This window comes from Psychromonas marina (genome assembly GCF_030161115.1).
Classification (GTDB): Bacteria; Pseudomonadota; Gammaproteobacteria; order Enterobacterales; family Psychromonadaceae; genus Psychromonas; species Psychromonas marina.
In genome coordinates this window covers 42,180-67,754 of the sequence record NZ_BSPQ01000015.1, presented here as the reverse complement: position 1 = coordinate 67,754, position 25,575 = coordinate 42,180, and the positions used below count along the sequence as shown (strand labels likewise).

Annotated in this window: 17 protein-coding genes; 10 read left to right on the top strand and 7 right to left on the bottom strand. The window is 38.9% G+C overall.

Going from position 1 to position 25,575, the window contains the following annotated elements:
• Nucleotides 1-74 precede the first annotated feature (74 nt).
• The 8 genes from QQK09_RS14420 to QQK09_RS14385 all read left to right on the top strand — a co-directional run bounded on the left by QQK09_RS14420 (nucleotide 75) and on the right by QQK09_RS14385 (nucleotide 10,569).
• Nucleotides 75-1,061, top strand: a complete 987-nt coding sequence (locus tag QQK09_RS14420; RefSeq protein WP_284204867.1) for a carbohydrate ABC transporter permease — start codon at nucleotides 75-77, stop codon at nucleotides 1,059-1,061.
• Nucleotides 1,061-1,894 carry a carbohydrate ABC transporter permease gene (locus QQK09_RS14415; protein ID WP_284204866.1) on the top strand — a complete coding sequence of 278 codons (834 nt, stop codon included), beginning with the start codon at nucleotides 1,061-1,063 and terminating at the stop codon, nucleotides 1,892-1,894. The genes QQK09_RS14420 and QQK09_RS14415 overlap by 1 nt, the downstream gene beginning before the upstream one ends.
• 353 nt (nucleotides 1,895-2,247) lie before the next feature.
• Nucleotides 2,248-3,516 (top strand): carbohydrate porin, encoded by a 1,269-nt coding sequence (locus QQK09_RS14410; RefSeq protein WP_284204932.1) that lies wholly within the window; start codon nucleotides 2,248-2,250, stop codon nucleotides 3,514-3,516.
• A 325-nt stretch (nucleotides 3,517-3,841) separates the two neighbouring features.
• Nucleotides 3,842-4,930 carry an ABC transporter ATP-binding protein gene (locus tag QQK09_RS14405; RefSeq protein ID WP_284204865.1) on the top strand — a complete coding sequence of 363 codons (1,089 nt, stop codon included), beginning with the start codon at nucleotides 3,842-3,844 and terminating at the stop codon, nucleotides 4,928-4,930.
• 84 nt (nucleotides 4,931-5,014) lie between these two features.
• Nucleotides 5,015-6,112, top strand: a complete 1,098-nt coding sequence (locus tag QQK09_RS14400; protein ID WP_284204864.1) for a helix-turn-helix domain-containing protein — start codon at nucleotides 5,015-5,017, stop codon at nucleotides 6,110-6,112.
• Between the two features lie 714 nt (nucleotides 6,113-6,826).
• Nucleotides 6,827-7,822, top strand: coding sequence for a D-xylose ABC transporter substrate-binding protein (gene xylF / locus QQK09_RS14395; protein ID WP_284204863.1), 996 nt, complete (start codon nucleotides 6,827-6,829; stop codon nucleotides 7,820-7,822).
• Between the two features lie 51 nt (nucleotides 7,823-7,873).
• On the top strand, nucleotides 7,874-9,397 hold the full coding sequence (locus tag QQK09_RS14390) for a xylose ABC transporter ATP-binding protein (protein ID WP_284204862.1): 1,524 nt from the start codon (nucleotides 7,874-7,876) through the stop codon (nucleotides 9,395-9,397).
• Nucleotides 9,394-10,569 carry a sugar ABC transporter permease gene (locus tag QQK09_RS14385; protein WP_284204861.1) on the top strand — a complete coding sequence of 392 codons (1,176 nt, stop codon included), beginning with the start codon at nucleotides 9,394-9,396 and terminating at the stop codon, nucleotides 10,567-10,569. Before QQK09_RS14390 ends, QQK09_RS14385 begins: the two co-directional genes overlap by 4 nt.
• An 86-nt stretch (nucleotides 10,570-10,655) precedes the next feature.
• On the opposite strand, the gene QQK09_RS14380 is transcribed toward QQK09_RS14385, so the two are convergent.
• Both QQK09_RS14380 and QQK09_RS14375 read right to left on the bottom strand, forming a co-directional pair.
• On the bottom strand, nucleotides 10,656-11,864 hold the full coding sequence (locus QQK09_RS14380; protein WP_284204860.1) for a XylR family transcriptional regulator: 1,209 nt from the start codon (nucleotides 11,862-11,864) through the stop codon (nucleotides 10,656-10,658).
• A 388-nt stretch (nucleotides 11,865-12,252) separates the two neighbouring features.
• Nucleotides 12,253-13,104, bottom strand: a complete 852-nt coding sequence (locus QQK09_RS14375) for an AraC family transcriptional regulator (protein WP_284204859.1) — start codon at nucleotides 13,102-13,104, stop codon at nucleotides 12,253-12,255.
• Nucleotides 13,105-13,201: 97 nt separating this feature from the next.
• Between QQK09_RS14375 and QQK09_RS14370 the strand changes: the two genes are divergently transcribed.
• Both QQK09_RS14370 and QQK09_RS14365 read left to right on the top strand, forming a co-directional pair.
• On the top strand, nucleotides 13,202-14,590 hold the full coding sequence (locus QQK09_RS14370; protein WP_284204858.1) for an MATE family efflux transporter: 1,389 nt from the start codon (nucleotides 13,202-13,204) through the stop codon (nucleotides 14,588-14,590).
• A 223-nt stretch (nucleotides 14,591-14,813) separates the two neighbouring features.
• Nucleotides 14,814-16,424 (top strand): glycoside hydrolase family 43 protein, encoded by a 1,611-nt coding sequence (locus QQK09_RS14365; protein WP_284204857.1) that lies wholly within the window; start codon nucleotides 14,814-14,816, stop codon nucleotides 16,422-16,424.
• 147 nt (nucleotides 16,425-16,571) lie between these two features.
• Here the strand turns inward: QQK09_RS14365 and QQK09_RS14360 are convergent, their stop codons facing one another.
• The 5 genes from QQK09_RS14360 to QQK09_RS14340 form a co-directional block, all read right to left on the bottom strand.
• On the bottom strand, nucleotides 16,572-17,057 hold the full coding sequence (locus tag QQK09_RS14360; protein WP_284204856.1) for a DUF6653 family protein: 486 nt from the start codon (nucleotides 17,055-17,057) through the stop codon (nucleotides 16,572-16,574).
• A gap of 175 nt (nucleotides 17,058-17,232) precedes the next feature.
• Nucleotides 17,233-19,461, bottom strand: a complete 2,229-nt coding sequence (locus QQK09_RS14355) for an endo-1,4-beta-xylanase (protein WP_284204855.1) — start codon at nucleotides 19,459-19,461, stop codon at nucleotides 17,233-17,235.
• Between the two features lie 425 nt (nucleotides 19,462-19,886).
• Nucleotides 19,887-22,118: an endo-1,4-beta-xylanase gene (locus tag QQK09_RS14350; RefSeq protein ID WP_284204854.1), complete on the bottom strand. Its 2,232-nt coding sequence runs from the start codon at nucleotides 22,116-22,118 to the stop codon at nucleotides 19,887-19,889.
• A gap of 396 nt (nucleotides 22,119-22,514) precedes the next feature.
• Nucleotides 22,515-23,573: a glycoside hydrolase family 43 protein gene (locus tag QQK09_RS14345; protein WP_284204853.1), complete on the bottom strand. Its 1,059-nt coding sequence runs from the start codon at nucleotides 23,571-23,573 to the stop codon at nucleotides 22,515-22,517.
• Between the two features lie 112 nt (nucleotides 23,574-23,685).
• Nucleotides 23,686-25,077: a glycoside-pentoside-hexuronide (GPH):cation symporter gene (locus tag QQK09_RS14340; RefSeq protein WP_284204852.1), complete on the bottom strand. Its 1,392-nt coding sequence runs from the start codon at nucleotides 25,075-25,077 to the stop codon at nucleotides 23,686-23,688.
• Between the last annotated feature and the right edge of the window lie 498 nt (nucleotides 25,078-25,575).

Sequence of the window (25,575 nt, the reverse complement as noted above, 5' to 3'; positions counted from 1 at the left end):
CGATGATTATTTGATTACTATCATTATGGGGTGAACCTGGTTTGCCCCATAAAGAATTTTACTAGGCTAAGACTATGAATTCTATTACTTCACAAAGCGTTCCCCATAAAGCGCCTGCCAAAAAAGGTAACTTTTGGCTACGAAAGGGCAATAAAATAGCGCCATACTTTTTTATTAGTCCGTTTTTTATTATTTTCGGGGTTTTTGGTTTATTCCCCCTTCTTTTTTCTTTGTATCTTTCGTTCCATTACTGGGAGCCAGCTGCAGGGTTAGCCGCAATGGAGTGGGTCGGCTTAGAAAACTATATCTTTGCATTCCAGGATGATTGGTTTCAAAAATCGATTTATAACACTGGTGTTATCGCTTTAAAATCAGGTATTCCTCAGCATGCCTTAGCAATACCACTTGCGTTCTTTATTCATACCTCTTTTACAAGATGGCGTAATACCGTTATTGGTGTGTATTTTATCCCTTACATTACGTCAACGGTTGCGATTTCACTGGTATTTACCACGCTGTTTTCTCGTGATTTTGGCATGGTGAATCAAGTATTAACATCGTTAGGTAATTTTACGATTGCTGATATGAAAGTACTGAGCTGGATATTCCCGGTCGAAAATATTGATTGGACACGTCCTGAGTACACTAAAGATATGATCTCATTCGTTGTATTTTGGCGTTATGTTGGTTGGAACACGGTGCTTTATCTATCAGCATTACAGACTATTCCGAGAGATTTATACGAAGCAGCCATTATCGATGGGGCTAACCGTTACCAACAGTTTAGGTATGTGACATTACCGATGCTTAAACCAATGGCATTCTTTGCAGTAACACTAACGATTATCGGTAATCTGCAGTTATTTGAAGAACCGTTCATCATTACTGGTGGTACGGGTGGTATTGACCAAGCAGGTAAAACAGCAGCGATGCACATGTATATCACCGCATTCGTAGAAAGTGATTTCGGAACAGCATCTGCAATATCTTGGATTTTATTTATGATCATCGCCGGGTTAACGTGGCTGAATCATAAAGTGTTAGGTGGGAGTAACCATTAATGAAAATTTCAATTAAAAAAGATCAACTAGTGGCCTATGTGATTGTTGCGCTGGGTGGCGTGATCATGCTGGCACCGTTTTATTTCATGTTTGTTTTTTCGTCTCATTCAAACTCTGGAATATTATCGATTCCACCACCGATATTGTTTGGCGATTTCTTAGTAGAGAACTTCAATACGTTGATCGATTTTCTACCTTACTTTTGGCATAACATTTCGTTGAGTTTATTTGTTGCGGTAGTGGTTACCATACTTAATTTATTGTTTTGTTCATTAGCGGGTTATGCCTTTGCAATGTTTGACTTTAAAGGTAAAAACTTTTTGTTTGTTGGCATCATGGCAACGATGTTGCTACCGCCTTTCTTAGGCATGATTCCAACAGCGATGATCATGTCGCAAATTGGTTGGATGAATGATCCAAAAGCGCTCATTATTCCAGCAGCTTGTGGCGCAATGGGTATCTTCATGATGCGTCAATTTATCGCAAGTGCTATTCCTAAAGAGCTAGTTGAAGCGGCGCGAATGGATGGCTGTAAAGAGTTTAAAATTTACTACCGTATCATTGTGCCACTGATCACACCGGCATTTGGTACCTTAGGTTTAATCACCTTTATCGGTACTTGGAATAACTTCATGGGCCCATTAGTTGTTATGAATGACATGAAAATGTTTACCGTTCCACTGGCACTTCGTGCACTACAAGGAACGGGTCAAGTACCATGGGGAGCTGTTGCTGTCGGTGCTGCGATTGCCGTGTTACCACTTATTTTCTTATTCATGATGGCGTCAAGACGTTTAATCGATGGGTTAACAGCAGGTGCAGTAAAAGGTTAATAAAGCGGGCTGTATTGATAAGTCGCTAAGGTTGGCTTAGCGACTTATGAACAGCGTATTTATCTAGTTAAAACAAAATGTGGATTGGTAACACCAGGGAAGGTGAGTTAAGAGTTCATTCCTGTAATACCGATTTCATGGATAATTTTTACAAGTAACTCATTAAGCATGGCGTGAAAATATTGATTCACGAAGATTTTTTGCGCCTAAAATGCATGAGCTCAACAGGTTTAACATGTAACTGGTTGATTTTATGTTGTGTTTAATCTGGCTGTCACAGGCCAATAAGATGTTTTTTATAATCAAAAAGCAATTTAAAACTCATATTTAATTAAGGAATTACGATGAAAGGAATGAACGTGAAATTTAAATTATTACCACTAGCAGTGGCTATTGCGACAACACTCGCGCCACTAAGTCTTCATGCTGAAGATGTAGTAAACCCTGAACTTACTCAGCCTGAAGATCCACTTTTTGATCGTCAACAACCCATTGTCATCGCGCCAGATACGCCGATCCCAGATACGGGTATGAAATTTACTGGTTATGCACGATATGGTCTGCATTACTCTGACTCGATGAACAAATATGTTGGCGCTGATGGGCAAAATGCAGGTAATGCAGTGGGCCGTTTAGGAAATGAAAGTAACGGTGGTGAATTTCAATTCACAAAAGCATTTATCTCTGATAACGGTGCAATTTGGGATGTATCAGTTATGTTAGATCATTGGAGTGATAAAGTTGGTCTAAAAAAATTCAATGCTGGTGTAACGAATGTATTTGCATCTCAACCAAATGCATACCTTTGGGCAGGTCGAGATTTCCATCAACGTCCGCAACAAAATCTGAACGATTACTTTTGGATGTTCCATGATGGTCAAGGTGGTGGTGTATACAACTTAGACATCGGTGGCGGCGTTAAATTTGATCTATCTGCTATTGGTTCTACTGATGGTGAAGGTCGTGGTGGTGACGGTGGTAACTATGCAATTACGACTAAAATACATGGCATTAGTTTAGGCAGCTCAACACAAATGAGCATCTTAACCAACTATGGTTTTGATAGTGATAAGTTTAACGATGATGGCAGCAAACAGAACCCTGATAAAGTCGGTGCATTTCAAATCGGTGCTGCGATCGATAGCAACTGGTCATTCGGTGGCACACAGTTTGTAATTCGTTACACTGACAATGCAGATGCAAGTACGTTTTGGAAAACAGATGGGCTAGCGACGTTCTACACCAGCTTTACTGGTAACGTTAAAGCATCAGACGCTTGGAATACTGAGTACTTACTTTCATATCATGCTCTAGAAAATGACAATGATAGTGCAAACGATCGCATGAACTACAGCGCGATTGTACGTCCTATGTATAACTGGAATGAAGTGCATTCTACTTGGTTAGAATTAGGTACTTCGATTGTTGATTATGATAATGGCGGTAAAAATACGGCTTGGAAAGCAACACTTTCTCAAAATGTAAGTATCAATGCATTCTGGGCTGGTCGTCCGATGATTCGTTTTTACGCGACAGTTGGCGAAGCTGATAATAAAGCAACAAAAGCCGATCCAGAGCAAGATACGTTTGCACTAGGTGCGATGTTTGAAGCTTGGTGGTAAAAAAGCCAATTTATGAATGATAATCATAAATTGACTTGAAGGTTAAGCTGATGGGTTAGTTTGGTGACTCAACCATCAGCTTTATGACATTGTAACTCAGTACTTAGATAAAGAAATACTTTATATCCAATTTTACATTTGGCTGTTTGGTATAGGACTGAGTTGCATTGTTTTTTTAAGCAGTGTCACTAGGTTAATTTATTAAATAATGTTTTAGGTTGAGCAATTCATTCTACAGTGAACCTAGAGCAATATTTAATGAACATTCGTCAGTTTTTAATTACACCGTATTAATGACATACAGAAAAATAAGGTAGAGATAACAATGGCTTCAGTAGAATTTAAAAATATAGATAAAACCTATCCAGGTAATGCGCAGGTCGTTAAAAACTTCAATTTAAAGATAGAAGATGGTGAATTCATTGTCTTTCTTGGTCCCTCTGGTTGTGGTAAATCAACGACATTAAGAATGCTTGCAGGGTTAGAAGAGATCACATCAGGCGAACTGTTAATTGATGGTAAAATTGTCAATGATGTTGAGCCAAAAGAGCGAAATATCGCGATGGTTTTTCAGAGCTATGCACTATATCCATACATGACGGTATACGATAATATTGCATTTACATTGAAGTTAGCGGGATTAAATAAACAACAGATTCAAGAAAAAATTAGACCGATTACAGATATGTTACAATTGACACCATTATTAAAGCGTAAGCCTGGTGCATTATCTGGTGGTCAAAGACAGCGTGTTGCAATGGGGCGAGCAATGGTTCGTACACCAGAAGTATTCCTATTTGATGAACCGCTTTCTAATCTTGATGCCAAGTTGCGTAATTCAATGCGTAGTGAGATTAAGCTATTACACAATAAATTAAAGAAAACGACCATCTATGTAACACATGATCAAGTTGAAGCGATGACCTTGGCAGATCGCATTGTCATTTTACGAGATGGTGTTATTGAGCAAGTTGGCACTCCCGCTGAAATTTATCACCGTCCTGCTAATGAATTTGTTGCTGGTTTTATTGGTAGCCCAACGATGAACTTGATGGAAGGGACGATTAAAGACGTGCAGGGTTTACATGTTGAACTTGCAGGACAAAATCTTCCTTTACCTGTTAAAGAAGTTGCTGTTACTGTTGATCAAAATGTCCTTATTGGTATTCGTCCAAGTGATATTCACTTGTCTTTTGACCTGCTTGAGCATCCTTATGCACTTAAAGCAAAGGTTGAAACTTGTGAGCTACTGGGGTCCACGATACACCTAGAGACAAAAATTGGTGAGCATACCTTTATGGTTGAAACGGCCTCTTCAGATATTATTGAAGAGGGACAGATCATTGACCTGTATATTGATAAGCAGCAAGTACATGTTTTCGATTTAGAAACAGGTACTGTCATCGCCGCATAATCGCGGCGACTTAGGGTTAAGATAAGGCATTAGGTCGCTTTATCTTTTCTTATTTTTATCTTTAAATCAGAGGCAGGGAGTGACGTGGCTAAATTACTATTATTAATCGACACTATGTTTTATTACGACAGAGAAGTGCTGAAGGGGATCAAGGCAAAAGTCGATGAATCTCAGCTTAAGCTCTCTATCCATATCGACTCAATTGAAAATGCAGATGATATTTTGTCTCAAGATTGGGATTATGTGATTGCTGATTTTGATAAACCTGATCGCCATCGTGTTATTCCGCGCTTAAAGAGCAATGTCCTTGTTTACTCAAGTTATAAAATTGAGCATGCCCCTGAGTCTGTCTCCACTCTAGTTAACGATAATGAACAGTTTGCATGTTTGGCATTAGGGCAATTTATCCAAAATGATATTCCTAATGTGGGTTTTTACATGGACCCAAGTGAAGCAAATACGGGTTGGGCTAGTGAACGTAAGCAATGCTTTAAAAAACATGCTGAGTTACTTGGGTTAAATTATTTTAGCGATGTGAAAAAATCGATAGAATCACGTCCATTTCCTTTTGGGGTCTATTGTGCTACGGATCGTGGTGCAATGAAATTGGTCAACTTTTGCCTAGCAAAAAATATATCGGTACCTAATCAAGTCTCGATTATTGGTACTGATTACGATGATGCAGAACGCTCGCTTTCTCCTATGCCATTAAGCTCTATTAATATCGACCCATACCAACTTGGACAACGTGCTGTTGAAGTATTATTTAAAGCAGAGCGCTTTAAAAGAGTTTTACATGAAAAATATCAACCGATAAACTTAATGAATGGTAAATCTACGACGGTAGACGATAACCAAGATGATATTGTTAATAAAGCACTTTATTTCTTACATAATAATTTTCACCTTAATGTGAATGTTCATCAAGTGATCGATTTTTGTAGAGTCTCTCGTAAAACACTGGATAACCGTTTTATTGCCAGTAAAGGTATGACAGTGCATCAATATTTATCTAATTTACGACTTAAGAAATCGAAAAAACTGCTCAGAACTAGTAGCGACTCTATCGAATGTATCGCCCTACAATGTGGCTACCCAAATCAAAGTTACCTGTACCAAGTGTATAGAAAGCAATTTGATTACACGCCTTGTGAATATCGAAATAGTAGTGATCTAGTTTAATGACGTTGGCTGCAAAGCAATAAGCAATGCGTTTATTGTTTATTGCTTTGCAGCCAACATTTCTCATTATTGTTTTTCGTTATCTGCTCTGAATACTCTTTTATATTTCCCTGCCTAATTAAGTGTGAACAATGTCACTTCACTGTGTTTTACTTAAATAAGTTAAAACTAAATTTCAAATTTTATTGCTAAAAATAGTAAATCCACCAATAAATTACTTAATTTATGGCTTATTGGTTCCTTTTTTATTATCTAGTAAGTATCAATATTTAACATTAACATGTTGATTTAATGTTAAATGTTGGTGCTTTAAATCGTAGTGGCAGGTATTCAATTCTGTGAGGCGTTAGCAGTATTAAAACGGTCAACAGAACGCCTTTGTTTACTTGAGCACAATAGTTAATTTGTATTTATTCTTGCTTTTTTGACGTTCTTGTATACCTCTTTTATAACAAACCGTTACGCGTCTTGTTTCTCCTATTTATTATTTTATTTTAATGCTTCTGTGGCGTGGAATCATTTTAAAAATCTGTATTTGATTATTATTTGAACTCCACCACAGTTGAAAATAAAAACAAAAAAACGTAAACAGGATGTTACTTGTGACAACAGATTAATCAATTATTTTGGATTATTGTTTGCTCAGTTAGCACTTCTAGGGTGATCTAACAAATAATTTTAGATTAATTAATAACCATGAAATAGGGAAATATAATGAAAAAAATCATAATTTTAATGTGTACTATATTTATCGGCCTTTCCAGTTCTGCATTTGCAAGCACAGTTAAAATCGGCTTAGCGATTGATGATTTACGATTGGAACGTTGGCAAAAAGACAGGGATATTTTTGTTGAAAAAGCAGAATCTCTAGGTGCTAAGGTATTTGTTCAGTCTTCAAATAGTAATGAACAAACACAAATTGCACAAATTGAAAACATGATCACACGTGGTGTCGATGTACTGGTTATTATCCCTTTTAATGGCCAAGTATTAAGTAATGTCATTGCAGAAGCGAAACGAGATGGTATCAAGGTACTTGCCTATGACCGTCTGATTGTTAATTCAGATATCGATTTTTATCTGTCATTTGATAATGAAAAAGTAGGTGAAATGCAGGGTGAAGCGATGTTGGCTGCTAAACCGACGGGTAATTATTTCTTAATGGGCGGTGCACCTACTGATAATAATGCGAAGTTATTCCGTAAAGGGCAAATGAACATTTTACAACCAAAGATTGACAGTGGTGATATTAAAATTGTTGGTGACCAATGGGTTGATGGTTGGTTAGCTGAAAATGCATTAAAAATTATGGAAAATGGGTTAACGGCTAATAACAATATGATTGATGTTGTTGTTGCCTCGAATGACTCAACAGCTGGGGGAGCAATTCAAGCCCTTGAAGCACAAGGTTTAACAGGAAAAGTCCTTATTTCTGGTCAAGATGCAGACTTAGCAGCGGTGCGTCGTATCGTTGCTGGTACACAAACCATGACTGTTTATAAACCGATTACAGCATTAGCTACTCGTGCTGCTGAAATTGCCGTAGACCTTGGTAACGGTAAAATGCCAAAAAGTAATTCATCGTTAAATAACGGTAGTAAAGATGTTCCAGCATGGTTGTTAGATCCTATTTCAGTTGATGCTAGTAATATTAAAGAAACGATCATTGCCGATAAATTCCATTCTGAAAAAGATATCTACCAAAATTAAAGGATGTTACTCCAAGGTTCGCCTTGGAGTTTCTTTTCGGGGGGAATGGCAATGACAAAATTATTAGAAATGCGCCAAATTGTTAAATGTTTTGGCTCAGTAAGAGCGTTAGACGGTGTCAGTATTAGCTTAGAAGAGGGGGAAGTTTTATCGTTATGCGGTGAAAATGGTTCAGGAAAATCGACCTTGATGAAGGTATTGTGTGGCATCTATCCTTCTGGCGATTATGAAGGAGAAATTATTTATAAAGGGCAGGTTATCCACCCTAAAAATATCGCAGACACCGAGGCATTAGGTATTGCGATTATTCACCAAGAGCTCACCTTAGTGAAAGAGTTAAGCGTGTTAGAAAACCTTTTTCTTGGGGCGGAGTTATGCCAATACGGTGTGATGAATTATGCATTGATGCACTATGAAGCAAAGCTGTTATTAGAGAAGGTAAATCTCTCTGTTTCTCCTAATACTTTGGTTGGTGACTTAGGTGTTGGACAGCAACAATTGGTCGAAATAGCTAAGGCATTATCGAAAAATGCCAAGTTATTGGTATTAGATGAACCAACAGCACCGTTGACTGAATCTGAAACAGAAATACTGTTGAAATTAGTGGAGGCCTTACGTGCAAGCGGTGTTAGTTGTATTTATATCTCTCATAAATTAAGTGAAGTAAAAGCGATTTCTGACCATATTTGCATTATTCGAGATGGTAAACATATTGGTACTCGTGCGGCAGATGTGATGAGCACAGATGACATTATTACGATGATGGTCGGGCGAGAAATGAAGCAACTTTTCCCACGTGAAGATCATGAGATTGGTGATGTGATTCTAGAAATGAAAAACGTCAATGCATGGGATAAAGCGAATAGCCAAATTAAGAAAGTAAATAACGCCAGTTTTAACCTGAGAAAAGGAGAAATATTAGGTATATCAGGGCTAGTCGGCGCTGGACGAACAGAGTTAATGGAATGTTTATACGGTTGTTATCAAGGTAAATACCATGGTGAAATTCGTTTAAACGGTCAACCTCAAAGCATAAAAAATAGCCGAGATGCATTAAACCTTGGTATTGCGATGGTCCCAGAGGATCGTAAAAAGAATGGCATCATACCTATTATGGCGGTAGGTCAAAATATTTCATTATCGGCGATTGATCAATTCTGCCAGTTTGGCGTCATGGACAATGTACGAGAGTCGAGTGATATTGCCAAGTCGATTAAAAAATTGACGGTCAAAACACCTAACCCAGATATTTCAATTGCCAGTTTATCAGGTGGTAATCAACAAAAAGCAATTTTAGCGCGTTTTTTAATGATTAATCCAAAGGTACTGATTCTCGATGAGCCAACCCGCGGCATTGATGTTGGCGCAAAGTATGAAATATATAAATTGATGTTCCAGCTGGTTAAAAATGGTATCAGCATCATTATGGTTTCTTCTGAATTACCTGAAGTATTGGGGATTAGTGACCGCGTGTTAGTGATGCATGAAGGCAATATCATGGGTAACTTACCCAATCAGAATTTAACCCAAGAGATGATAATGGATTGTGCATTAGCTGAAGGAGTCCCAGCATGATTGAACAAACAAGTGAGTTAGAAAAAAAACCGGTACCGACATTAGTTGGACGCTTAAAGAATATGAACCTAAAGCTATTGGTGATGGTGGTGGCGATCATCTTTATTATGCTGTTGTTTAGTTTTATGACAGAGGGGAGCTACCTCTCTCCACGTAATATCTCTAATCTATTTCGACAAACCGCTATCACCGGTATTTTAGCGATCGGCATGGTGTTCGTTATTATCAGTGGCGAGATTGATCTGTCGGTTGGCTCTATGATGGGCTTATTAGGCGGTGGTGCAGCAATTTTAGACGTATGGTTTGGTTTTCCTTTACCGTTAACGATTGTATTGACGCTTGGTGCTGGCTTATTACTGGGTCTTTGGAATGGTTGGTGGGTTGCTTATCGTAAAGTACCTTCATTTATCGTGACGCTTGCTGGCATGCTCGCCTTTCGTGGCATACTTATTGGTATTACAGACGGCACAACCGTTGCACCAACGTCAAGTGAACTAGCAATCATCGGCCAAAGCTACCTGCCTAATATGGTGAGTTTAATGATTGGAATCGGTGGTTTAGCCGCTTATTTTGGTTGGCAGAAAAAGCATGATTTGAAACAAAAAAGTTATAATATTGAAGTCGCACCATCAACACCGAAGTTAATTAAAAGTGTATTACTGGGCGTTGCAATACTGTCTTTTATATTACTGCTTAATGATTATCGTGGTGTGCCTACCCCTGTACTTTTATTGTGTTTATTTACCTTATTAGGCACCTTTATCGCATCGAAAACACGTTTTGGTCGTCGTATTTATGCGATTGGTGGCAACATAGATGCTGCGCGTTTATCGGGTATTAATGTTGATAAAAACAAGCTTGCCGTCTTTGCGATGAATGGATTTTTAGTGGCGATTGCGGCACTGATTTTGATCTCTCGATTAGGTGCCGGCTCACCCTCTGCTGGTAATATTGCCGAATTAGATGCCATTGCTGCCTGTGTGATCGGTGGTGCGAGTATGTCTGGTGGTGTCGGTATTGTATTTGGTGCCGTCGTGGGCGCTTTCATTATGGCCTCACTCGACAACGGAATGAGTATGATGGATGTACCGACTTTTTGGCAATACATTGTTAAAGGTGGCATTTTGTTATTAGCGGTATGGATGGATAGTGCGACTAAGCAAAAACGATAAACTGTAGCGAATGAGCCTTTTTTGTTAAAAGTGCTTAAGAGGATTGAAGTTAACTTCAGTCCTCTTTTTTTTACGCGCTTTTGAGGTTATTCGATTAAAGATAGCGTTTGATTGATACGGTATTCTTTGGGGGTGATTTTGATATCTTTTTTAAATACTGTATACATATATTGCAATGAAGGATAACCACACAGGGTTGGAATCTCTGCAATTGGAATATTGGTTGATGCGAGCAGTTCACAGGCACGTTTCAATTTTGAGCTGTGAATCTCTTGATGCACCGAATGTCCTCGCTCCTCTTTAAAACGCGTTTCCAAATTAGATCGTGAAATAGTCAACGCATCTAATACCTGTTCAACCTTAATCCCATTAAAGGCATTATTACGAATGTAGTGCATCGCTTTAATGACATAGGGGTCTTTAACTGCTTGAAAATCACTGCTTTGACGGCTAAATACTTCTGCTGCAGGGACAATAATTCGCGTTGCAAAAGACTTTTGTTGTGCCGCTGGTTTATCCGTATTACTTAACGCTAATAGCTGTTTATGCAGTATTTTTGCTGCCGAATAGCCCATCTTTGTACAACCTTGTGCCACAGTACTTAATGATACATTGGTCAGGTAATTAGTGAGCTCTTCGTTATCGATACCGATGATAGCAACCTGATCCGGTATCATTAAATTAAGGTGTTCGCATTGCTGAAGAAGATGACGCGCACGTGCATCGGTGACTGCAATAATACCAATCGGAGTGGGTAAACTTTCTAACCATTCTGCTAAACAACCCATATCTGATTGCCATGTTTTGGGTGTGGTACGGTGCCCACGGTAAACAGAACCGTTGTAATCTTCACTTTCAATAATATGATTGAATACTTTTTCTCGTTCGCTTGCCCAGCGCGTCGAATGACTTTCTGGTAAACCGTAAAAAGCGAAATTTTCTAGCCCTTTGTCCTTTAAATGCTCAAAGGCGGTATTGATCAAGCTTCTGTTATCAGTCGCGACATAAGGAATATCAGGGTATTTGCTTTCATCTTCATAGGAGCTACCAATACCGACCACTGGAATGTTTAAGCGAGATAATAACTGTTCTATTTCAGGATTATCCAAATCAGCAATAATACCATCGCCAACCCATTCTTGAATGTTATCAAGGTGAGTACAAAAATCCTCTTCGAAAAAAATATCCCAATTACATTGTGTTGCTTGCAGGTACTCTCCAATCCCTTTAATAATTTGTCGGTCGTAAGCTTTGTTGGCATTGAATAACAATGTAATACGATAGTTTCTTTTCATGTTCATCACTTCTCATTAATTCTGATTGTCGGTAGTAAACAAGGCAAAAAGTTAAGAGGCTTTTATAGGGAGGGGCTTATAGCTAAGGAGCTAAAAAGAGAACATTATCTGCTTATGGTGATCCTTTTATGATGCAAGATATCGCGCCCAACGCTGATTCTAAAAGTCGAATTTATTAATTTAAAGAATATTAACGCCTATCACGTTTAAATCATGCTTTAACGCTGAAAAAAGTGCTTTCTGTTGATGGTATCTACTGATTTTGTGAGCGAAACCATACTCTTGAAACTAGATAAAGATGTGACAAAAAATATATGTTGGCGCATTGTATGCTTATCATACGAAACTTTTGCTCTTAGTGAGTACTTACTATTATTTTCTGTGTTTATTATTTTTGTTCGGCAATGATATTTTTTCGGTAACGACTTGGAGAGCAACCAAAATTCTTTCTAAAACGATGACTGAAATTATAGGGATCTTTATAACCTAAACGTTGTGCAATCATTGAAATTGTCCATTCTCGGTGGCGTAATAGATCCGCTGCTTTCTCCATACGTAAATCAATTAGTCGGCTTCTGGGAGACATACCATAAAGTTTTTTTGTTATTCGGTTGAGTTGTTCTTCACTAATAAAGCATTGTGCTGCCATCTCTTTAACTGTCCAGGGTAAGTGCAATTGGCTTTCTATATCATTAAATAGCGTATGCACGCGTGATACTGAACGGGTGGACGTTGACTCTACACCACTTAGCATCACCTTGAGCTCACTGACAAGCAAGTGGCGAAAGGTACTTTTACCGTTAATCTCATCATGAATTAAATTGGTGAGAGACCATATTTTTTTGCATTGATGGTAGGGTAAAATTGTTTGCCCTAATGCCGCTAGGTTTTCCCATTTTTCGATGACTAAAGGGAGTAGCCACACCATTTTCCAATCATCTTCGTCTGGGTTCAGTTCGAATCGAAAGGGGATATGAGCTGGAAGCACTAACAGCGTATTAGGTTTGATGAGTTCGACACGATCCCCTGTGGTTAAAATGCCGCTACCTTCTAAAGTAAACAGTAACGTGTGTATATCAACACCTTTACGCTCTACATGATAACCCTCTTTTAGCTCTGCTATACCTGCCATAAAAAAACCTTCCTGATGCAATTCAGGAATATCAGACGTAGTAAGGAACAGCTCTTTACAGGCATCAGATAAATACACCTTGTCATGCCACTCTGTAATCGGTTTCATTTATTCAATGACGGATTCGCACAGGTTTTCTCTGTTTTTGAACATTTTTTTATGGCCTTTATGCACCTATAGTTCGCTTCTAAATTGAGGAACTAATATGAACGTTAAAACTTATCAGAACGAAACCAATAACGCTATACCTAATGGGCTGTTGTCTAAGGTTGCTAAGTTAGCCATCCCCGTTGCAATTCAAAGTGCATTAGTGGCAATACTGGCTATTGCTGATGTGCTAATGGTGAGTGATTTTGGTAAAGAAGCAACGGCATCTGTTGGAATCGCCTCAAAGTGGCAGTTTGTTGCTGTGATGATTATCGCGGGCATGTCATCGGCAAATGGGATATTAGTGGCGCAGTATTGGGGGAAAAACGATCGTAGTTCTGCAAAGACAATTACCATGCTAGCGCTGCATTGCGGTATCAAAATACTGATTCCAGTAACGCTGATAATGACACTGTTTTCTAGTTATCTCATGATGCTGCAAACCAGTGATACGAAGGTGATTGAGCTCGGTGCTACCTACCTTTGGTACAGTTTTCCGGTACTGATTCTTACTCATATGATCAGTATTTCAGAGTCTGCGATGCGCTCTTCTGGGGATACGATGACACCGCTCTGTTTAGGGACGGTGACCATCTTCATCAACATAGCATTAAATTTTTGGCTTATTAAAGGTGGATTTGGTGTGCCAGCAATGGGCGTTGCAGGTGCTGCTTTGGCGACTACACTATCCCGTCTATTACAAGTCGGCTTAATCTTTATGGTGCTATATCGACGACAACACTGGTTATTTACCACGACGACATTAGTGTTAAGTCGTTCAAAAAAGCTGTGGCATTCCTATAAAAAATTAGTGATCCCCTCTACTGCAAGTGCTTTGGTGTGGGCATGCGGAACGCTCACTTATCAAATCGTTTTTGGGCAAATGGGCACCACCGAATTGGCCGTTTTTAGCCTGTTAGGTCCTTTTGAGTCATTGTGCTATTCACTGTTTTTTGGGCTTTCTGTCGCGTGCTCTGTATTGCTGGGGCAAGCGATGGGTAAAGACGATTTTGCACAGGCACAGCAGATGTCGACGTTTTTCATTAAAATCGTATTAGTCGTTGGTGTCGGTACTTGTCTATTGCTATTACAAGGTCAGGATCAACTTTTATCTTGGTTGCACTTAAGTAGCGATGAATTAGCACCACTTGCCTCACCTGCCTTACTGGTACTGTGTTGTGCGTTGTGGCTACGCATGCTTAATATGCTCATCATTAATGGCATTTTACGTGCTGGTGGTGATAATTTATTCTGCTTACGCATGGACTTTATCTCGATGTGGATGGTGGGTGTGCCATTGACGGCAATTGCAGCCTTTGTCTTAAACTGGGATTTTCAATATGTGTATATGATGATGTTAAGTGAAGAGATCATTAAGTTTTCACTTTGTTTCAGCCGTTATTGTAAACGTCATTGGTTGAAAAATTTAACCATTGTTAATGCCTAAGGTGCACTACATAAAATAAAAGCTGGAAGTTAACTCATTGATGCCGTTATTATCGAGAGATAACACACATTAAACAAATTGAGGAATTAACCTATCAAATTTCATAATTGAATTGATAGGTTAAACAGTAAAATATAGTGGTTAATTAATAGATTCTTTAACCCACTCCAGCATTTATTGTACTTTTTCATTAAAAATAAGCGGAGTCTAATCGAGACCAACTATGACGCATAAGATAATAAATCCTGTATTAAAAGGCTTCAATCCTGATCCTTCTATCATTCGAGTTGGCGATGATTATTACATTGCAACATCGACCTTTGAATGGTTTCCGGGTATACAAATTCATCACTCAAAAGATTTGCTTAATTGGCGTTTGATTAGCCATGCATTAACACGTACTTCTCAGCTCGATATGAAAGGTATGGATAATTCAGAAGGGGTTTATGCGCCTGCGCTTACTTATTCTGATGGAAAATATTGGTTATGCTTTTCTAATGTACATGCCTGTCGTGGTGGTAATTGGATGGCAACCCCAAGCTTTGTGGTCACCGCTGATCATCCTGAGGGACCTTGGAGTGATCCGGTATCCATTGGTAACTATGGGTTTGATCCCTCTTTATTTCACGATGATGATGGCAAAAAATATATGCTCAATATGGTCTGGGATGGCCGAGCAAATAAAAACTACTTTGGTGGTATTGTACTGCAGGAATTTGATGCAGATGCAGGTAAGTTAGTCGGCAAAGCGAAAAACATTTTTGCGGGGACTGCACTTGGCTGTACTGAAGGGCCGCAAATGCTTAAAAAGGATGGCTATTATTATTTGATTACCGCTGAAGGTGGTACAGCAATGGATCATGCTGTGACGGTATGTCGCGCTAAAGATATTGCTGGTCCTTATGAAGTGCATCCTGATAATCCTATCTTGACCAGCCGTTTTCAGGAAGGCGCACCTCTTTCACGTGCAGGTCATGGCTTTCTTGTGGAAACTCAAAATGGTGAATGGTACCTAAGTCATCTATGCGGACGCGGTATTACCAACCCTGAGGGTTATCAATTCATGCCTGACTATAATAATCATTTTTCTATTTTAGGGCGTGAAACCGCACTGCAAAAAGCACATTGGCAAGATGATTGGCCATACGTTACAACAGGTAAAACACCGGTGCTTGAAGTCGAAGCGCCTAACTTACCGTTATCTCCTTGGCCTGCTGAAGATGGGCTTGATGATTTTGGTAGCAAGACACTGCGCCTTGATTATCAGACCTTACGTGAGCCCGTTAATGAAGACTGGGTATCGTTGACAGAACGTCCAGGCCACCTACGCTTAAAAGGGCGTCATTACCTCTCTTCACGTTATGAGCAAAGCCTAATCGCACGACGTTTCCAGTCGCACTCTGCCCGTGCTGAAACGAAGATGGAGTTTAGACCTGAAACACCTTATCAAATGGCTGGCTTGTGTGCTTATTATGCAAGAAATGGGCATTACTTCTTGAAAATGACCGCTAATGATGAAGGTGAACGTGTCCTACAAGTCGTTGGCAATATTAATGATGAGTATGGTGAATATTCACAAGAGGTAGGTATTGGTGATGCATGTAGTGTCTATATGCGCCTGACCCTTGATAAACAATGGTATAAATACAGTTACTCGTTAGATGGTAAAACATGGCGTAGCATCGGTCCTGCATTAAATAGCACGCCTTTATCCGATGAGGGCGGCCCTGATATTTTCCGTTTCACTGGGAGCTTTGTTGCGCTGTTTGCCGCTGATATCACAGGACAGAAAGCCCATGCTGACTTTGATTATTTGGAATATTTAGAGCACTAAGCGCTTTATATTGATAATGTTTTTTTACTGTAAATAAAAATGCCTCGTTAATAGCGAGGCATTTTCTTTTCTATATCCTTAACCTGTGAAAAAGGATAGCTATACCATATCGGTGTCATCCTGTTATGTTTTAAACCATTGTTGGTATCATGGATTTGATTCTTTCATCTCCATATACAACCAAACCATGCGATCTACGAACCAGGCTTTAAATATCATTATCCAGAGATTGCCTAGTATCAAAATCCCAATATCTAATGCGTAAAGCCCATACACAAAAAAGGGCAGGCCGATTGCTGAGAGGGATTGCAGCACTCGACAGGTTTTAAGGTGATGAATCGGGATCTCTTGATTGTGCCTATTTAGGTATATTCGCTCTCCAAACGTGCCCATTGATGCCCAGTTGTTAGTACTTTTAGGTACACTGAATAAGCGAGGATTTACCCAAACCCAGAGAAAAGAAAGCGCAATCAATAAAACAGAGTAAATATCAATCCACTCTCGTGACCAAAAGGCCAACGATATTAATGGTAAGGTGGTAAAACGTGAGTAGACACTCCAGGGATTAGCATGCCTATTCCATGCCTCATCATCCATCAACATCGCTTTTTCAGCCCACTTATGAATATCCATTAACTTTCCTTTTTGGGTGAAATTTCGAATGTGATCAGTGTTAGATTTAAATACCTTATCTGTTTTTATGAGAACACAAAAAACAGCAATAAAAAAGGGATGAAATCGCTAAATTTCATCCCTTAAAGTCCTGTTTAATTCCCCTTATAGGATAGAGGGGAGCTTTTAATCGTTTCTATTCAGCGATTAATTTAGTTAACTCTTCGCCTAAGTAAGAGATGTTACTACCCGGTACTGGGTAAAGTTGATGTTTTCTTGTTGTGCCATCATCATTATCCGCAAGGGCAATATTCCACGCGATTGATTCACCATTTTTAAGTGCTGCGCTTAATTCAATAGCAAAGAAAAGCTGTGTTCCCTCATCGTTCCATTGGGCATTGTATTGACCGGTATAACCTATTTTTTCAAAGTCTTTACCTACCACACTACGGAACTGTGTCATTGCCTTTTCACCTTGTTGTACAAACACTTCAACATTATCGTTTTGGTAAGTTTGTGCCATTGAGGTAACCGTTGTATCGTCTACACGATTAACAACACCGTATAGCCAGTTCTCATGGTAGCCAACAGCCCAGCTTCCTGAGATATCTTGGTGGTCTGCTACTGACATATCGCTTTGGTTTAACTGATTGTATGACAATGAATATTCGTAACTTTGGTCTAAAACATCCTGTGCTGAAGTCGGTGCGCTACTGAGTTTTGCCGCTCTAAAGGCTGGTGGCGTAGAAACAGGTATTGATGCAACAACTGCATTTTGACCATTCATGAATATTTCACCAAACTCTTCACCTTGCCAGCCAGTATTGCTGCCTGTTAATGGGTAAAGTTGTGCAGTACGGTTAGTACCATCGTTATCTGCTAACGCAATATTGAAACCAAATGTTTCACCCACTAAATCATCGTATTCAGATAGCTCAACTGTGAAGTTGAAAACACTGCCATCTGCGCTCCATTCTCCGGTTGCTTTACCTGGGAAGCCTAGCGGTGCAAAGTCTTGACCAACAAGAGATCTAAACTGCCAGAATTGTTCTCCGATACGGATGAATAATTCAATATTGTCATTTTCATGTGCCTGTGCATTATCGATGTAAGTGACATTATCCTTACGAATAACTTGGCCAATTAATTTGTTTTTGTAGTACGAAACAGCCCATTTCCCGTCTATTGAGTTACGTTGCTCTGGCGTTAATGCTTGGTTTTTTCCGTTTAATTGGTTAAATGCAAATGGATAAAAAACCGCTTTACTTGCATCGAATTTAGTTGATGTTAACTCTTTTGCATTAAAGGCTTGTACATAGCGCTGTACTTTACTTAGATCTGTCACTGGCTCGTAACTAAAGTTACCTGTTACCGCGTCAGTTAATATGCCTTGCACTGTTTTGTATGCAGGTTTTGTTTGGTAATTCTCATCAAACATTAATGCACGGCCGTAACCATCAAACCAACCTGGTATCCATGAATATTTATCACTGATACCCCAGGTAGTGAACAAGTCCACTTCAGGGTAAAATGCCGCTAATTTCATCAATTTTCCATAACGTTTAGCTTGATTGTCTAAACCATCTTCACTGTTACGAATTCGCACGTCTATCTCAGTGAAATGAACACTCAAGTCAAGATCGGCAAGGCGTTCAATATTACGTGCGATGGCTGAATCGCTGATTGGGTTTTCGGCTGTTAAATGTAATTGAGTGCCTACACCATGAATCGGTACACCTTTTTCAATTAAGGCTTTAATGTGTCGATAAACGGCATTTGATTTTGACGACATACCCTCAGTTGAGTAATCGTTATAGAATAAGATCGCATCTGGATCCGCTTCATGTGCCCAACGGAATGCAAGCTCAATGTACTCTTCACCTAATGTTTTATACCAAAGTGTTTCTCTGAAACCACCATTGTCATCAAATGCTTCGTTCACCACATCCCAATAAGCTAATTTTCCTTTGTAATGACCAACAACGGTTTTAATGTGATTTTCTAGGATATCTTTCAGTTCTTGTTTTGACCAATTTCCATCTTCTAACCATTTAGGGTTTTGGATATGCCAAACCAGTGCATGACCTTTGACCTCCATGTTGTTTTCCATTGCAAAATCGACCAGTTGGTCACCTTTGCTAAAATCAAAGCGATCTTTTTCAGGGTGTACATACATGAACTTCATTTCATTTTCAGGTGTGATCTGTGAGAACTCTCTGATCAATGTTTCTTTGAATTGCGGATCCTGTAAATGTCTTGTTTCTAATGCAGCACCAATACCAAGGTTAACTTGATTGGCTAAATATTTAAGTGGCATCCCAGCACTTTCAGGTGCTGTTTCTTGGACAACTACTTTTTCATCTTGTGTATTAGCACATCCAAATAATGCCACTGTGACCAATGTTGGTAAGAGTACTTTTTTCATTATTATTCCTTGTGTTTTTTATTAGTAAATTCATTGAACTAATTGATAGCGCTTGTAAATAATTACTTATTAGGCAGTTATTTTGTAGGTAATTACCAAGCTTTAACGACAATTTCACTATGAGCCACGCGCCTGTTTTTTTCTTTCCTTTATTTAATAAACTAAGTTATGTATTTTCCCGCAAAATCATAATTGTGAAGATGCGCAAGACGGTAGACAGTGAGATAAAAAGGGAGGGAACAATTCAGTATAATAAATTGAAATAAATTATGATGTGAGTGTTAACTCACATTTTATCCTTTTAATTGTTTGGGTTTTTTATGTGTGGCTTATTGTAAGCTCATTAAAAAAGGAGAGCGAATGCTCTCCTTAGTCTGAATATGGTGATATTAGCCAGAGTGTTTATGATTACTAGCTAGTTGTGATTATTCAACCTGTAATTTAGTAAGCTCTTCACCTAAATAAGCAATATTACTCCCTGGAATAGGGTAAAGTTGGTATTTTCTTTGGGTACCATCATTACCTGCTAGGGCGATATTCCACTTAAGCTGATCACCACGTTTAAGTGCAGAATCTAACTCAATGGCAAAAAATAATTGCGTCCCAGCTTCATTCCACTGTGCTTTATACCCCCCCACATGACCTGTACGCTCAAAATCTTGACCAACAACAGTACGGAAATGAGTCATTGCACCTTCATCATCCTGCTGAATAAAAATTTCAACATTATCATTTTGATAAGATGATTCAAGGTCTGTGACTGTCACCTCATCAATGCGGTTAACCACACCGTATAGCCAGTTTTCGTGATATGCGACAGACCAGTTGCCAGAGAAATTATCTGCACTATCGACGGTCATATCTTTCTGGTTTAGCTGATTAAAAGCGAGTGAGTAGCGGTAGCCTTGATCCCAAACCTCCTGCGCTGAATCTGGTGTACTATCTAACGTAGTTAGTTTAAATGCTGGTGGGTTAGCAACGGGAATAGGGGAGATAACAGCATTTTGACCATTCATAAATAATTCGCCAAATTCTTCTCCTTGCCAGCCAATATTATTGCCACTTAAGGGATACAGTTGGGCGTGACGAGTACCGTTTTTTTGCTCACTATCGTTATCAGATAATGCAATATTAAAGCCGATAGTTTCGCCAACTAAATCTTTATAATCATCGAACTCAACAGTGAAATCAAAGACGCTGCCATCAGCATTCCATGTGCCCGTTGCTTTTCCAGGAAATCCAATAGGAGAGAAGTCCTGCCCGACGATCGCTCTAAATTGCCAAAAGTCATCACCTAAGCGAACAAATACTTCAACGTTATCATTCTCATGGCTTTCTTGATGGTCAATAACAGTGTGCTTATCATTGCGTATTACTTGTCCTACTAACTTATTCATGTGGTACCCAACTGCCCATTTTCCATCGATGGTATGGCGTTCGGGCAAGGTTTGATCTTTGTTATTCAATTGATTGTAAGCAAAGGGGTAATACACTACGTTAGCGGCATCAAATTTATCCGAGGTTAATTGTCTCGCGTTAAATGGTTGTATGCTGCGTTTAAGACCGTTAGATTCGATAGCGGGTTGATAACTAAAATTGCCCGTTGCAGCCTCGTTTAATACATTTTGGACTGCATGGTATGCGGGTTTAGGTTGGTAGCTTTCATCAAACATTAATGCGCGCCCATAACCTTTAAACCAACTTGGTATCCACGAATATTTATCACTTACCCCCCAGGTAGTTATTAAGTCAACTTCAGGGTAATAGGCAGCGAGTTGAGTTAGTCTTTCATAACGTTGTGCTTGATCTTGCAGGTCACTATCATCGTTACTGTCGCGGATACGCACATCTATTTCTGTGAAATGAATATCTAATCCAAGCTCAGATAAACGCTCTATATTACGCGCTATTCTTGCATCATTAACAGGGTGATCACCCGTTAAATGTAACTGCGTACCAACGCCATGAATAGGAACACCTTTCTCAATTAATGTTTTTAGGTGGCGATAAACGGCATTCGATTTAGTATTCATTCCCTCTGTAGAGTAATCGTTATAATGGAGAAGGGCGTCAGGATCGGCTTCATGTGCCCAACGAAATGCCATTTCAATGTATTCTTCGCCTAACGTGCGATACCACAATGTGTCTCTGAATAATCCATTATCATCAAATGCTTCATTGACGACATCCCAGTAAGCTATTTTTCCGCGGTAATGACCAACGACGGTTTTAATATGATTTTCTAAAATATCTTTTAACTCTTGTTTTGACCATTCACCCTCTTCTAACCATTGCGGGTTTTGAATATGCCAAACAAGGGCATGTCCTTTTACTGTCATATCATTTTCAACTGCAAAATCGACTAACTGATCCCCTTTACTAAAATCAAAACGATTTTGTTCAGGCTGTAGATACATGAATTTCATCTCATTTTCAGGCGTAATTTGTGAAAATTCTCTAATCAGCGTTTGTTTAAATAACGGATCTTGTAAATGCGCCGTCTCTAATGCCGCACCAATACCAAGATTAATTTGATTCGCAAGATATTTCAGTGGCATATCCGGTGCTTTCTGAGCCTGTTGTTGCTCTGTCATTGGGGAGCTAGCACAGCCAAATAATGCCATCGATACGAGTGTTGGTAAGAGTACCTTTTTCATTTTTAATCCTTATTATTTTATGTTTATTAGGTTATTAAGTTACTTTAAATCGACTTGATTTTATTTAATTAATTGTTGATTAATCGTTAATATTCAATGTGTTAACTTGTGTTCACTATGCGTTAATGGATATCGTTTATCTTTGTTTTTTTTAATACTTACAGTTATATATTTTCCCTTTTATACATGGCTGTGATATCGCGCAGAAAAGAGAAAAATAGACAATAAATAGGTTGTTTTAAAGCTGAAAGAGGTAAGGTGATTTTGGAAGATAAAAACACAGAGGGGACGTTAACGTATTATTTTAATTCGAGGTTTATACAATATTATTTTATGAAAATAGAAGCCGAGAGGGTAATAAAAGGGTGAGTATTAACTCACCCTTTAAGTTTTGTTTTACTTAGTGTTTTCTAAGTAGGGAGTAATGGTTGCAATCGAGTTATCATCGTTGTGTGTTAACTCCGTCATCTTGATATTTCTTAGGTGTGTTTGACCACCAGAAAGTGAACTATCATGGTAAAACAGATACCATTTACCTTCAAATTTTGCAATTGAGTGATGTGTCGTCCAGCCAATAACAGGCTCCAGAATAACGCCTTGATAATTAAATGGACCGTATGGTGAATCACTGGTTGCGTAGACAATTTTGTGGCTATCACCGGTAGAGTAAGAGAAGTAATAGATGCCATTATGTTTATGCATCCAAGGGCCTTCAAAATAACGGCGATCAATATCACCCGCTAATAATAAATCCCCATTTTCATCTAAAATATCAATCTCTAGTGGTGCTTCTGCGAGATCAACCATGTTATCTGCAAGTTTAGCAATAATAGGTTTTAATGCGGCTTCATTATCAGCTGGGTAAACTTCTTCACCAAATTCACCCTCTCGCCAATTCTGCAATTGTCCGCCCGATATGCCACCAAACAGCAGGTAATATTGATTGTCGTCATCTTGATAAACGGCAGGGTCAATACTAAATGAGCCAGCGATGTGCGTATCCTCTGGTACGAAAGGACCTTCAGGTTGTTCGCCTACTGCAACCCCAATATGGAAAATACCTTGGTAGTTTTTTGCTGGGAAATACAGGTAATACTTACCATCTTTTTCAGCGGCATCGGGTGCCCACATTTGGCGTTCTGCCCATTTTACATCTTTAACATCGAGTGCGTTACCATGGTCTGTCGCTTTACCATGTGGCTTGTCTAGTGAAATGACGTGGTAATCGCGCATATCAAAATGATCGCCATTGTCACCCAGTGGTAAATCATTCTCAACATCGTGAGAAGGGTAGATATAAATTTTGTTTTTAAATACGTGAGCAGAAGGATCGGCAGTATAGATATGGGTCACTAACGGCTCTGATATTGCATTTAATGCACTAGTGCTTTCAACACCTTGCGTTATGATTTCTTCATTTTCTGTGGTTGTTTCTTTACTAGTCGTATTATTCATTATTTTATCTCAATCAGTGTATTGGTTTGCGTTATCAATAGATGTAATGATTGATAACGCTGAAAAATGGTTGGACTGACTCAGGTCAGTCCTTGTTCTTAATAGGTACTTTTTATCCAAGTTCTACATTGTGTGCTAAAGGTTTAACACCTTCATTTTTTTTAGCATCAAGTGCAAGCAGTGCTTTGATTTTATCTAATTGGGCATTATCCAGTTTGTAGAACATCATAATGATAGCGAGTGATGCGTACATCACACCTGGAATAACAGTAAATAGCAGGTTGATTGCATGTACAGCTTCATCTGACTGAACAGGAGAGCCACCCACATAACCAGAGTAAGCAAGGATCCAGCCGACCGATGCACCACCAATCGCAATACCTAATTTAATTGCAAACAGGTTCGTTGAAAATACCATGCCGCTTAGTGAGCGATTACTACGAGTTTTCTCGTGATCAACCACATCAGACATCATGCTCCATAGAATAGGCGTCGTACTCATTTGTACCAAACTCAGTGCAATAGCTAATGCAAAGACCATGGTAAGGTTTGATGGGTCGACAAAATACAGCGCCGCACATAACAGGCCAGACAATACAATTAAGATGCGGTAAACGGTTGGTTTGTTGTATTTTCCTAATAAAGGCGCTGACGCCATTGCACCAACAATGCTTGCTACCATGCACACAACCATGAACATAGTGGCTAAATCTGGGCGGTCCATTACGACGTTAACGTAATACATTGTTGTTGCGCCTTTAAGCACGACACCCGTTAACAGTACAACGTTGACGATGAACAGTACGCGCCACTGGTTGTTTTTCATCAGTAAACCAAGGTCTTTCCATACAGACTGTTTTACTTCAGTTTCTTCTGGTGTGATACGCTCTTTCGTTGTTGCAAAACAAACAAAGAACAGAGCAATTGCACCTACGCCCATCACCGCCATCGCACCTAGGTAACCTTTTTGAACATCGCCTTGGCCAATAATATCAACTAAGGGTAATGCCACCATTGCCACCACTAAACCACCGGCTGTACTTAATGCAAAACGGTAAGATTGTAATGATGTACGTTCTTTAGAGCAGTTCGTCATGGCATTAGCCATTGCACAATAAGGAACGTTAATTGCTGTATACATCAGCGTTAAGAAGATATAAGAAATATATGCGTAAACAATTTTACCTGTTTCACCTAAGTCTGGTGTAAAGAAAGCACACATACATGCTACGCCAAAGGGAACTGCCATCCATAAGATATAAGGACGGTAACGACCATGTTTTGTTTTAGTACGGTCAACTAACGACCCCATTAATGGGTCAGTTACTGCATCAATAAATCGAACCAGAAGAAACATTGTTCCCATGTGAGCTGGCGATAATCCATATATATCGGTATAGAAATAAGCAAGAAATAGCATGACCGTTTGCCAAACAAAATTACAACCGGTATCGCCTAAGCCATAACCAATTTTTTCCTTTATAGATAACTTAATGGTATTCATTTTAATGTTACTCCAGGTGAATTATTGTATGCATTCATTATTCTCCGGCTACGAACATTTATCAATTTGTCTAAATTCGTAACGTATTTACGTTATTTAGTATGTGTGAGTGCGATCATAATACTTGTCGGGAAAATAGCATCTAACTCTCTTTAATCAGTTGCTTAGGTGTATTTTGTGTGTTTTGTAATGATTTTCAGGTGAATTTTTGCGAGCTAGGGCACGTTTAGGTTAAATAGATAGGAAATGCTTTGGGGAGGTGGCAAAGGGAGGTTGCTTTTTTTATAAAGTTCTGTGTATTTTATGTTTGTCATTTAAAATGCAAATAATTATAATGGTTTTTTAGCTTTTTTAGGTTCTTTTTTATTTTCAATTAATTACCTTATTGCTTTGATTTTATTGTTTAAAATTGTAGTTTTCTATTGGTGTCGGCCAGTGCAATTAACACCTTAGTAAGTTGTTAATCAAAAAGGGGCGTAGAGAACAAAAAAAGGGGGG

Excerpts from the sequence above, each read along its gene's own strand:
- QQK09_RS14350 (WP_284204854.1), bottom strand. The coding sequence starts at position 22,118 with ATGAAAAAGGTACTCTTACCAACACTCGTATCGATGGCATTATTTGGC.
- QQK09_RS14390 (WP_284204862.1), top strand. The coding sequence starts at position 7,874 with ATGACAAAATTATTAGAAATGCGCCAAATTGTTAAATGTTTTGGCTCA.
- QQK09_RS14360 (WP_284204856.1), bottom strand. The coding sequence starts at position 17,057 with ATGGATATTCATAAGTGGGCTGAAAAAGCGATGTTGATGGATGATGAG.
- QQK09_RS14365 (WP_284204857.1), top strand. The coding sequence starts at position 14,814 with ATGACGCATAAGATAATAAATCCTGTATTAAAAGGCTTCAATCCTGAT.
- QQK09_RS14370 (WP_284204858.1), top strand. The coding sequence starts at position 13,202 with ATGAACGTTAAAACTTATCAGAACGAAACCAATAACGCTATACCTAAT.
- QQK09_RS14405 (WP_284204865.1), top strand. The coding sequence starts at position 3,842 with ATGGCTTCAGTAGAATTTAAAAATATAGATAAAACCTATCCAGGTAAT.
- QQK09_RS14420 (WP_284204867.1), top strand. The coding sequence starts at position 75 with ATGAATTCTATTACTTCACAAAGCGTTCCCCATAAAGCGCCTGCCAAA.
- QQK09_RS14410 (WP_284204932.1), top strand. The coding sequence starts at position 2,248 with ATGAACGTGAAATTTAAATTATTACCACTAGCAGTGGCTATTGCGACA.
- QQK09_RS14415 (WP_284204866.1), top strand. The coding sequence starts at position 1,061 with ATGAAAATTTCAATTAAAAAAGATCAACTAGTGGCCTATGTGATTGTT.
- QQK09_RS14380 (WP_284204860.1), bottom strand. The coding sequence starts at position 11,864 with ATGAAAAGAAACTATCGTATTACATTGTTATTCAATGCCAACAAAGCT.
- QQK09_RS14385 (WP_284204861.1), top strand. The coding sequence starts at position 9,394 with ATGATTGAACAAACAAGTGAGTTAGAAAAAAAACCGGTACCGACATTA.
- xylF (WP_284204863.1), top strand. The coding sequence starts at position 6,827 with ATGAAAAAAATCATAATTTTAATGTGTACTATATTTATCGGCCTTTCC.
- QQK09_RS14355 (WP_284204855.1), bottom strand. The coding sequence starts at position 19,461 with ATGAAAAAAGTACTCTTACCAACATTGGTCACAGTGGCATTATTTGGA.
- QQK09_RS14345 (WP_284204853.1), bottom strand. The coding sequence starts at position 23,573 with ATGAATAATACGACTAGTAAAGAAACAACCACAGAAAATGAAGAAATC.
- QQK09_RS14340 (WP_284204852.1), bottom strand. The coding sequence starts at position 25,077 with ATGAATACCATTAAGTTATCTATAAAGGAAAAAATTGGTTATGGCTTA.
- QQK09_RS14375 (WP_284204859.1), bottom strand. The coding sequence starts at position 13,104 with ATGAAACCGATTACAGAGTGGCATGACAAGGTGTATTTATCTGATGCC.